The organism is Mesorhizobium sp. ORS 3428 (genome assembly GCF_001854785.1).
GTDB lineage: Bacteria > Pseudomonadota > Alphaproteobacteria > Rhizobiales > Rhizobiaceae > Mesorhizobium.
Map to the genome: position 1 here is coordinate 1 of NZ_MDFL01000171.1, position 5,178 is coordinate 5,178.

The following is a 5,178-nucleotide window of genomic DNA, read 5'->3' on the forward strand; positions in this document are numbered from 1 at the left end:
AAACCGCCCATGGCACGAAAGCGGCCCGCATTAAGCGCCAGCACGAAATCCGCCCCGGCCCGCTCGGCTGCCCGGGCAGTCATCCCGGATCCGATGCCCGCGCCGAGCATGAAGGAGCGGGCATTTCCAAGGAACTGCCTGATGCTGCCGTTTCGCGCCTGCTTCATAAGCGCCCCAAATCCACTCGCGTTTGGCRCTGTGCGAGGGAGYAATCAGTTCCAGCTCGTCGACGCCCGCAACCTTCGCAATGCCTTGCCGCTGGCAAGGAAAAGATGACAATCCGCAGGCCTAACCGCAAGGCGAATTCTCTCGACCCTGCCTGCTGCTTCGAGGCTGGGGGCACGTGTGACGAGATTGGCGCCTGCGGCATTGCCGTAGAGATAAGTGGCGTTGCCCAGATGTTCGACGAAGTCGACATCGAGCTCGATGGCCAGTTCCTCGCAGCTATCTGATGCAGCCCTGAAGTCGTCTGGCCTGATGCCGAGGGCAACGGGTTTGCCGACCATCTGAGCGTCAGCGTCTATCGGCAAGGATACCGTCGAACCGGTCTCGAGTCTGACTTCAACCTGCTTTTGATGGGCAGACACGAGCGTGGCGTTCAGGAAGTTCATCTTCGGCGAGCCAATGAAGCCGGCGACAAACTGAGAAGCCGGATTGTGATACAGATCGTGCGGCGTGCCGACCTGCTCGATGTTGCCGTCCTTCAGCACGACGATCTTGTCAGCCATCGTCATCGCTTCGACCTGGTCGTGCGTCACATAGATCATTGTGTTGCCGAGCTGCTTGTGAAGCTTGGCGATCTGCACGCGCATCTGGACCCGCAGTTCAGTATCGAGATTGGACAACGGCTCGTCGAACAGAAAGACCTTCGGTTCGCGCACGATCGCGCGGCCGATCGCCACCCGTTGCCTCTGGCCACCGGACAATTGCCGAGGCTTTCTGTCGAGCAAATGCTCGACCTGCAACAGGCTCGCCGCTTGCGTCACCTTGGCCTGGATCTCGTTGGCGCCGGCTTTTGCCATCCGCAGTGGAAACGCGAGATTCTGGCGCACAGTCATGTGCGGATAAAGCGCATAGCTCTGGAAAACCATACCCAGATTGCGATCCGCTGCGTCGATGTTGTTAACGACCTGGTTGTCGATCAGGAGCCGCCCCTCGCTTATGCGTTCCAGCCCTCCGATCATTCGCAAGAGGGTTGACTTGCCGGACCCGGAGGGGCCGACAAAGACAACGAATTGACCGTGATCGATCTCCAGATCGATGTCACGCAGGATCTGGACACTGCCATAGGCCTTATTGATTCCTTCGAGGCGAACATTTGCCATCAGATCCTCCCCTGCAGCATGCTCCCGCTGCAATCATTTCCGAGCCTCATCTGGGTGAGGCTGGACACCGTGAAGTCAGGCGCGATCAGAGTGGGATCCTGTCGTGAAGGCACCCCGGTGGTAACCAGCACGGACGGAAGACCGGCACGCTTGCCCGCCTGGATGTCTGTCGCAATCTGATCCCCAATCATCAAGGTCGACTGGCGCGACGTTCCCAGCCGCGCCAATGCCGTCTCGATCATATGCACTTCGGGCTTGCCGACGATGAGCGGCTTGGTTTGCGTGGCAGCGGCGACCGCCGCCAGCGCAGCTCCGGCACCAGGCTCAAAACCGTTTTCAGTCGGCAAAAGCAGATCGGGATTGGTACCGATGAACACGGCGCCATCCAGAATGGCATTAACCGCCATGCGCATCTTTTCATGCGTGATCAGTCTGTCGAGGCCCATCACCACGACCTGCGGCTTTCGGTCCGTGACCTCAAGGTCGGCAGCGGCGATGGCGCCCACCAGCGAAGGCGCTCCGATCACATAGACCCGGCTCAGTTCCGGATAGTTGTTGCGGATGAGATCCGCTGTTGTGATGGCACTGGTCACGACACCACGTGGCCCGATTGAAAGTCCAAACCCCGCCAACTTGGAAATCACGTCGTCTGGCGTATGCGTTGAATTGTTCGTCACGAAGCAGAAGGGMAGTCCGCGAGCCTGCCATCGGTTGAACGTCTCCACCGCGTCCTCGATGGCGACCTTGCCGCGGTAGATGACACCATCCAGGTCGGAGATGATGCCCTCCACCGGCGGCCAGTCGTAATGCATGCTCAGCTCAGCCATTCATCAACATCCCGCCATTCACATGAACAACCTGTCCGGTTATGTAATCGGCGGCCGGACTTGCCAGGAATACTGCCAAGCCGGCGATGTCTTGCGGCACGCCCACTCTTCCGAGGGGAATGYGGCCACTATGGCGTGCTTCAGTTTCCTCGCGYGGCCGGCCATGCATCGGCGTGTCGATGATACCCGGTGCAATCGCGTTGACATTGATACCGAGCGGCGCGCATTCGTAGGCAAGCAACTTCGTCACGTCGTGCACAACGGCCTTTGACAGGCAGTAATCCGCACCGCCGGCCTGATAGTTGAAGACAGCGCCTTGCGAGGACAGCGAAGAGCCGATGTTGACGATCCGGYCGCCCTTGCTCTTCATGAAGCGTTCGACGACCAGTTTGCAGCAAAGCAAGACCGCGACCGAGTTGATCTGGATGGTGCGRTCGATCTTGGTCACACTGCCGTTGAGAAGCGGTTCAGCGGATTTTATGCCTGCATTGTTGACGAGAACGTCGAGGCCACCGAAACGCGTCTCAACGGTACTCAAGACCCTGGCGATGTCGTCCTCACGCGTGACGTCCATTGCCTCGGGCACGATCTCGAGGCCGTTGGGGAGTTGGCTCAGCGTCCGCTTCAGCGCCCCCAGATCGGCATCGGTGGCGACGACGTTCGCGCCCTGCGCCCGAAACGCGTCGGCGATGGCCGAGYCGATGCCGCCACCTGCACCGGTCACCAGCACCGTGYGCTCTGCGACTGAAAACTGTCCGCTCATTCCAACTCCAATATCGTTTGCTGATTGAGAAATTCATCGACAGTCCGCGTGGTCGGCATCGATTCCTGAGCGCCGCGCCGGGTGACGCAAAGGGCGGCCACTGCCGTCGCCTTCCTGATCGCGTCTCGCACAGGCAAGCCTTGCGCCAAGAAGGCTGCAAAGCCGCCGTTGAAAGCGTCTCCAGCAGCAGTCGTGTCCAGGACCTTGACGGGAAAAGCCGGCATCCCGAAAGAGCGGCTTCCATCGCAATAGTAGGTGCCTTGCGCGCCAAGCGTGATCAGCGCCGCCTTTGGACCGAGCTCGAGAAGCTTGAGTGCCGCCCGCGCGGCGCTCTCGAAGTCGACCACCTGGACACCCGTCAGTTCGAACGTCTCGGTCTGGTTCGGCGTGATGTAATCAACACTTCTCCAGGCCTCGGCGGAGAGGCCGGTCCTTACCGGCGCAGGATTGAAGATGAGCTCRAACCCCCTATCGGCCTTCAACACGAAAAGGCGCTCGAGCGCGGYGATCGGCATGCCCATCTCTGCCACGACAATCGCATCCGGCTCGATGAAGGCAGCCGCTTTCTCGACCGCGGCCGGTGTCGCCTTGAGATTGGCCCCCGGGTCGATGACGATCATGTTGGYGCCGTCGTCCCCGACCATGACCATGGCCGAGCCCGAGAGTTCGCCCGGACAGACTTCGACCGCGTCTGTCCTGACGCCGGCTTCCTTCAACGACTGCAGTAACGCTCTGCCGGCTTCGTCTTCTCCGAGGCGCGTATAGAAGTGCGGCCGAAGTCCAAGCCGGGCGGCGGCGACTGCCTGATTGGCGCCCTTGCCACCGGGATTTCGAGCAAGCGTGCCCAACAGGGTTTCGCCCGGCGTCGGCAATCGATCGACGTTGAAGCAAAGGTCGAGATTTGTCGTTCCGAAGAACATCAGGGGCCGAGGTTTCATTTCACGGCTCCGAAGGTGAGACCGCGTTCCAGATGGCGCTGACCGACGACGATCAAGATGACCGGGACAATCATGGTGACCACCAGTCCCGCCGCCATGACCGGATAGAACTGCACGCCCGGATTGAGGAGCTTGAGAAGCGCCACGGTCACAGGAGCCTTGGTCGAGGTCAGGATCAGTCCCAGCGCGAAATTGTGCCAGGCGAGCAGGAAAACGAGCAGGGATGCGCCGATTAAACCCGGTTTGAGCAAGGGCAGCACGACATGCAGCACAATCCGAACCGGCTTGGCGCCATCGATCGCGGCAGCTTCCTCTATGTCTTTCGGGATGTCTTCGATGTATGACCGGCTCAGCCAGACGATCATGGGCAGCGTGACAACCTGGTAGACCCAGATCATGCCGAAATAGGTGTCGTAAAGACCGATTGTCTGGAAGATGTTGAAGAGCGGGATCACCACCAACAGCACTGGCGCAAACCGGAAGCCCAGGATGAAGAAGGCGATGTCTTCCTTGAGGGGAATGTCACGCCTCGCCAACACATAGCCCGCGGGAACACCTACGAAGAGCGAGACGATCACAGAGCCGAGCGCGATCACCACGCTGTTGGTGATCGGGGTGAGGAAATCGACCTTGATGGTGCCGTAGCTCGTCGCGCCCGCCTGGGCGAGGTCGAACAGGACACGGAAATTCTCGAAGGTTGGCGTGAAGATGAAATTCGGCGGCCATGCCATGACATCGGCCTGGCCCTTCAATGACATCATCACGATCCACACCAGCGGAAAGGCCAGGACGACCCCGCAGAAAGCGACAAGGAGGTTGAGCATCAGGGTTGCAATACCGGAGCGGTAAACGCGCATGACTTGCCTCTTCAGGTGACCCGCCGACGGACGGCCTGCCAGAGCCGGACGGTCAAAAACGCGCCGGCCAGCACGATCAGCCAGTTGACGACCATGATCGCCGCGCCGCGGCCGAAACTCAGGTTTTGGAACGCGGTCATATATGCCTGGACCGAGAGCGCCGCGGTGCTGTTTCCCGGACCGCCCTGGGTGGTGCCGAAGATGATGTCGAACTGGTTGAAGGATTCGATCAGCCGGAAGACCGCTGCAATCAGGATGTAAGGCGCCACGAGCGGCAACTCGATGTGGAGGAAGGTCGCCCAGCCCCTGGCGCCGTTGACCCGTGCCGCTTCGCGGATGTCGTCCGTTATGCCMTGCAAGCCGGCGAAGATAATCAGTGCGAAGAATGGCGTGTATGTCCAGACGTCGATCAGGATCAGCGAAAGCAGGGCAGTCGTCGGATCGGATATCCACGGGAACGGGCCGACG

The 5,178-nt window shown here is 60.3% G+C and carries 7 protein-coding genes; all 7 read right to left on the reverse strand.

Going from position 1 to position 5,178, the window contains the following annotated elements:
• A partial coding sequence (locus ORS3428_RS34275; RefSeq protein ID WP_131802967.1) for a phosphoenolpyruvate hydrolase family protein occupies positions 1-167 on the reverse strand: 167 nt, incomplete at its 3' end.
• Between the two features lie 45 nt (positions 168-212).
• Positions 213-1,325, reverse strand: a complete 1,113-nt coding sequence (locus tag ORS3428_RS28850) for an ABC transporter ATP-binding protein (RefSeq protein WP_071101682.1) — start codon at positions 1,323-1,325, stop codon at positions 213-215.
• On the reverse strand, positions 1,325-2,152 hold the full coding sequence (locus ORS3428_RS28855; RefSeq protein WP_071101683.1) for an HAD-IIA family hydrolase: 828 nt from the start codon (positions 2,150-2,152) through the stop codon (positions 1,325-1,327). The genes ORS3428_RS28850 and ORS3428_RS28855 overlap by 1 nt, the downstream gene beginning before the upstream one ends.
• A complete protein-coding gene (locus ORS3428_RS28860; protein WP_071101684.1) occupies positions 2,145-2,915 on the reverse strand; it encodes an SDR family NAD(P)-dependent oxidoreductase in 771 nt (256 codons plus the stop codon). The genes ORS3428_RS28855 and ORS3428_RS28860 overlap by 8 nt, the downstream gene beginning before the upstream one ends.
• Positions 2,912-3,853, reverse strand: a complete 942-nt coding sequence (locus ORS3428_RS28865; protein WP_071101685.1) for a ribokinase — start codon at positions 3,851-3,853, stop codon at positions 2,912-2,914. The genes ORS3428_RS28860 and ORS3428_RS28865 overlap by 4 nt, the downstream gene beginning before the upstream one ends.
• Positions 3,850-4,710 carry a carbohydrate ABC transporter permease gene (locus ORS3428_RS28870; protein WP_071101686.1) on the reverse strand — a complete coding sequence of 287 codons (861 nt, stop codon included), beginning with the start codon at positions 4,708-4,710 and terminating at the stop codon, positions 3,850-3,852. Before ORS3428_RS28870 ends, ORS3428_RS28865 begins: the two co-directional genes overlap by 4 nt.
• A gap of 11 nt (positions 4,711-4,721) precedes the next feature.
• Positions 4,722-5,178, reverse strand: a 457-nt coding sequence (locus ORS3428_RS28875; RefSeq protein WP_131802968.1) for a carbohydrate ABC transporter permease, incomplete at its 5' end; no start/stop codon positions are given.

Bases quoted from the DNA above. Each gene is read 5' to 3' on its own strand.
- ORS3428_RS28870 (WP_071101686.1), bottom strand. From the start codon at position 4,710: ATGCGCGTTTACCGCTCCGGTATTGCAACCCTGATGCTCAACCTCCTT.
- ORS3428_RS28850 (WP_071101682.1), bottom strand. From the start codon at position 1,325: ATGGCAAATGTTCGCCTCGAAGGAATCAATAAGGCCTATGGCAGTGTC.